Source organism: Sphingobium sp. ba1 (assembly GCF_000743655.1).
In the GTDB taxonomy this organism is placed as follows: Bacteria; Pseudomonadota; Alphaproteobacteria; order Sphingomonadales; family Sphingomonadaceae; genus Sphingobium.
The window spans coordinates 2,288-5,887 of the sequence record NZ_JPPQ01000022.1 but is presented as its reverse complement, the minus strand read 5'-3'; the positions used below and the strand labels follow the sequence as shown (position 1 = coordinate 5,887).

At 63.2% G+C, this 3,600-nt stretch carries 3 protein-coding genes and 1 pseudogene; all 4 read left to right on the top strand.

Translation table 11 applies throughout. The features are described 5' to 3' along the window. The coding region (locus IL54_RS02090) for an isochorismatase family protein (RefSeq protein WP_052027511.1) at positions 1-565 on the top strand (565 nt) is incomplete at its 5' end. 73 nt (positions 566-638) lie between these two features. Further along, positions 639-1,478, top strand: coding sequence for an alpha/beta fold hydrolase (locus IL54_RS02085; RefSeq protein ID WP_037472719.1), 840 nt, complete (start codon positions 639-641; stop codon positions 1,476-1,478). A 23-nt stretch (positions 1,479-1,501) separates the two neighbouring features. Beyond that, a complete protein-coding gene (locus IL54_RS02080) occupies positions 1,502-1,750 on the top strand; it encodes a DUF1427 family protein (protein ID WP_037472716.1) in 249 nt (82 codons plus the stop codon). Further along, positions 1,747-3,600, top strand: a pseudogene (locus IL54_RS02075) (amidohydrolase); the annotation flags it as partial. The gene IL54_RS02080 and the pseudogene IL54_RS02075, both read left to right, overlap by 4 nt.

Below are 3,600 nucleotides of genomic sequence, written 5' to 3'. Positions count from 1 at the left end.
GCCGCCCGCAGCAGGACTATCCCGCCGCTACCGTGGTCGAATATTGCTCCGCCGTTCTCACGCAGCCGGGTTCAACGTCCCCACCATACTGACCACGGTTGCCGAAAAGAGCTTTTCCGGCCCGATGTTCACCGAGATTACCGATCCCTTTCCGGGCCAGGCGATGCTCGACCGCACGTCGATGAACACATGGGAAGATGCCGCCGTGATCGAAGAGATCAACCGCATTGGGAAAGGCCGGATCGTGCTGGCGGGCCTGTGGACCAGCGTCTGCATCGTCGGCCCGGCCCTGTCCGCGCTGGAGCAAGGATTTGAAGTCTATGTCATCACCGACGCCTGCGGCGACATTTCTGAAGAAGCGCATGAGCGTGCTGTCGCGCGGATGATCCAGGCAGGTGCCCGCCCAATCACGGCGCTGCAATATCTGCTCGAACTCCAGCGCGACTGGGCGCGGGGCGAAACCTATGATCTCACGACCGGCATCGCCCGCAAATGGGGCGGCGGCTACGGCATCGGCATCACCTATGCCAAGACCATGTTCGGCGCGTCCGAAGGCGGTCACTGATACCGGCACCCTGACCGGATCACGCTCGATCCGGTCATGGCTCTAACCCAATTTCTTCCACCGGAGATTTCCCATGAGCAGTTTCATCACCACCACGGACGGCGTCGATATCTTCTACAAGGATTGGGGCAGCAAGGATGCCCAGCCGATCATGTTCCACCATGGCTGGCCGCTCTCGTCGGACGACTGGGACGCGCAAATGCTATTCTTCCTGGCCAAGGGTTATCGCGTCGTCGCGCATGACCGTCGCGGTCATGGACGCTCCGCCCAGGTCGATTTCGGCCATGACATGGCGCATTATGCTGCCGACGCGGCAGCGGTCGCGGATCATCTCGACCTGCGCAACGCCGTCCATATCGGCCATTCGACTGGCGGCGGCGAAGTGGCGGCCTATGTCGCGCGCCATGGCCTGCCCAATGGGCGCGTTGCCAAGGCGGTGCTGGTGAGCGCCGTGCCGCCGATCATGCTGGCGACCGATCGCTATCCCGGCGGCCTGCCGATCGCGACGTTCGATGGGTTCCGCGCTGCGCTGGCCGCCAATCGCACGCAATTTTTCCGCGATGTCGCGGCCGGGCCTTTCTATGGCTTCAATCGCGACGGGGCGACCGTGCTGCCCGCCGTGATCGACAATTGGTGGCGGCAGGGGATGATGGGCAGCGCGCTTGCCCATTATGCGGGCATCAAGGCCTTTTCCGAAACCGACCAGACCGATGACCTCAAGGCGATCACCGTGCCGACCCTCGTCCTGCATGGCGATGATGACCAGATCGTGCCGTATGAAAATGCGGCCGTGCTGCAGGCGCAATTGCTGCCCGACGCGACGCTGAAACTTTACGAAGGCTATCCGCACGGCATGCTCACGGTGAATGCCGACGTGCTGAACGCCGACATCCTCGCCTTCATCAAGGCCTGACGCCAGAACGGGAGAACGACGCCATGAAAGCCTATTGTCTTGCGCTGGGTGCCGGGCTGCTGGTCGGTATCGTCTACAGCCTCTTGGGTGTTCGTTCTCCCGCCCCGCCGCTCATCGCGCTGGTCGGGTTGGCGGGGATATTGGTGGGGGAGCAGCTGATCCCCATCGCCAAGCGCCTCGCCAGCCTACCCGAACTGACCCGCTTCGTCGCCACCGACTGCGCCCATCATGTGCTGGGCAAATTGCCTGCCAATTCAGGGCGCGACGCATGATCACCCGTCGACAGGCGCTGGCCAGTGCCGCCTCGACCGCCCTGATGACCGCCACGGAGAGTTTCGCCATGACCGCCAAAGACATGATCCTGATCAATGCGAAAGTGACGACGCTGGACCGCGAAAATCCGGTGGCGGAAGCGGTCGCTATCCGCGACGGCAAATTCCTGGCCGTGGGCCGCGAACAGGATGTCCGCGCCGCCGCCGGGCCGGACGCCACCGTCATCGACGCGCAGGGCCGTCGCCTGATCCCCGGCCTGATTGACAGCCATATTCACGTCATCCGGGGTGGCCTCAATTATAATATGGAATTGCGCTGGGAAGGCGTGCCGAGCCTGTCCGAAGCCATGGCCATGCTCAAACGGCAGGCTGAAAATACGCCGCCACCGCAATGGGTGCGCGTGGTCGGCGGCTTTACCGAACATCAGTTCGCCGAAAAACGCCTGCCCACCATATCGGAGATCAATGCGGCCGCGCCTGACACGCCCGTTTTCATCCTGCATCTCTATGACCGCGCGCTGCTGAACGCGGCTGCGTTGCGCGCCGTGGGCTATACCAGGGATACGCCCAATCCGCCGGGTGGCGAGATCGTTCGTGATGCGCAGGGCAACCCGACCGGCCTGCTGCTGGCCCAGCCCAATGCCATGATCCTCTATGCGACGCTGGCCAAGGGACCGAAGCTGCCGCCCGACTATCAACTCAACAGCACGAAGCATTTCATGCGTGAGCTGAATTCGCTCGGCGTCACCAGCGTCATCGACGCGGGCGGGGGATCGCAAAACTACCCGGACGATTATGCGATCGTTGAGAAGCTGCATCAGGATGGCGAACTGACGCTGCGCATCGCCTATAATCTCTTCACCCAAAAACCCAAGGAAGAGCTGAAGGATTTCGCGAGCTGGTCGACTCAGATCAAGCCGGGCGATGGCGACGACAGCTATCGCCACAATGGCGCGGGCGAGATGCTGGTCTATTCCGCCGCCGATTTCGAGGATTTCCGTGTCGCCCGCCCCGATATGGCGCCGGAGATGGAGGGCGACCTGGAGCCGGTCATCCGCCTGCTCGCTGAGCGCCGCTGGCCCTGGCGGCTGCATGCGACCTATGACCAGACGATCGGCCGCGCGCTCGATGTGTTCGAAAAGGTGAACAAGGATATTCCGCTCACCGGCCTCAACTGGTTCTTCGACCATGCCGAAACGATCAGCGACCGGAATATCGACCGGGTCGCGGCCTTGGGCGGCGGGATCGCGGTGCAGCATCGCATGGCCTTCCAGGGCGAATATTTCGTCGAACGCTATGGTGCCAAGGCGGCAGAAGCGACGCCGCCGATCGCCAAGATGATGGCGGCGGGCATTCCGGTCGGCGCCGGCACGGACGCGACCCGCGTCGCGAGCTACAACCCCTGGGTATCGCTTAGCTGGCTGGTGACGTCGAAGACGGTCGGGGGCTTGCGGCTCTATCCCGTCCGCAACCGGCTCGACCGCGAAACCGCGCTGCGGCTGTGGACGGAAAGGAACACATGGTTCTCGAACGAGGTCGGCAAGAAGGGGCAGATCAAAGCCGGGCAACTGGCCGATCTCGCCTTGCTGTCGGACGATTATTTCAGCGTGCCGGAAGATGACATCGCCCTGCTGCGATCCGTGCTGACGGTGCTGGGTGGTAGAATCGTCTATGGCGAAGGAGAGTTCGGCCCACTCGCACCGACCGCACCCAAGGCTATGCCCGACTGGTCGCCGGTCGCGACCTTCGGCGGCCATTATCGCCGTGACGACATGGCGGCTAAGCTGGCCTCGGCCTGCGGCTGCGCATCTGGCTGCGCCGTCCATGGCCATGACCATGCCGCTGCCCTA

Excerpts from the sequence above, each read along its gene's own strand:
- IL54_RS02080 (WP_037472716.1), top strand. The coding sequence starts at position 1,502 with ATGAAAGCCTATTGTCTTGCGCTGGGTGCCGGGCTGCTGGTCGGTATC.
- IL54_RS02085 (WP_037472719.1), top strand. The coding sequence starts at position 639 with ATGAGCAGTTTCATCACCACCACGGACGGCGTCGATATCTTCTACAAG.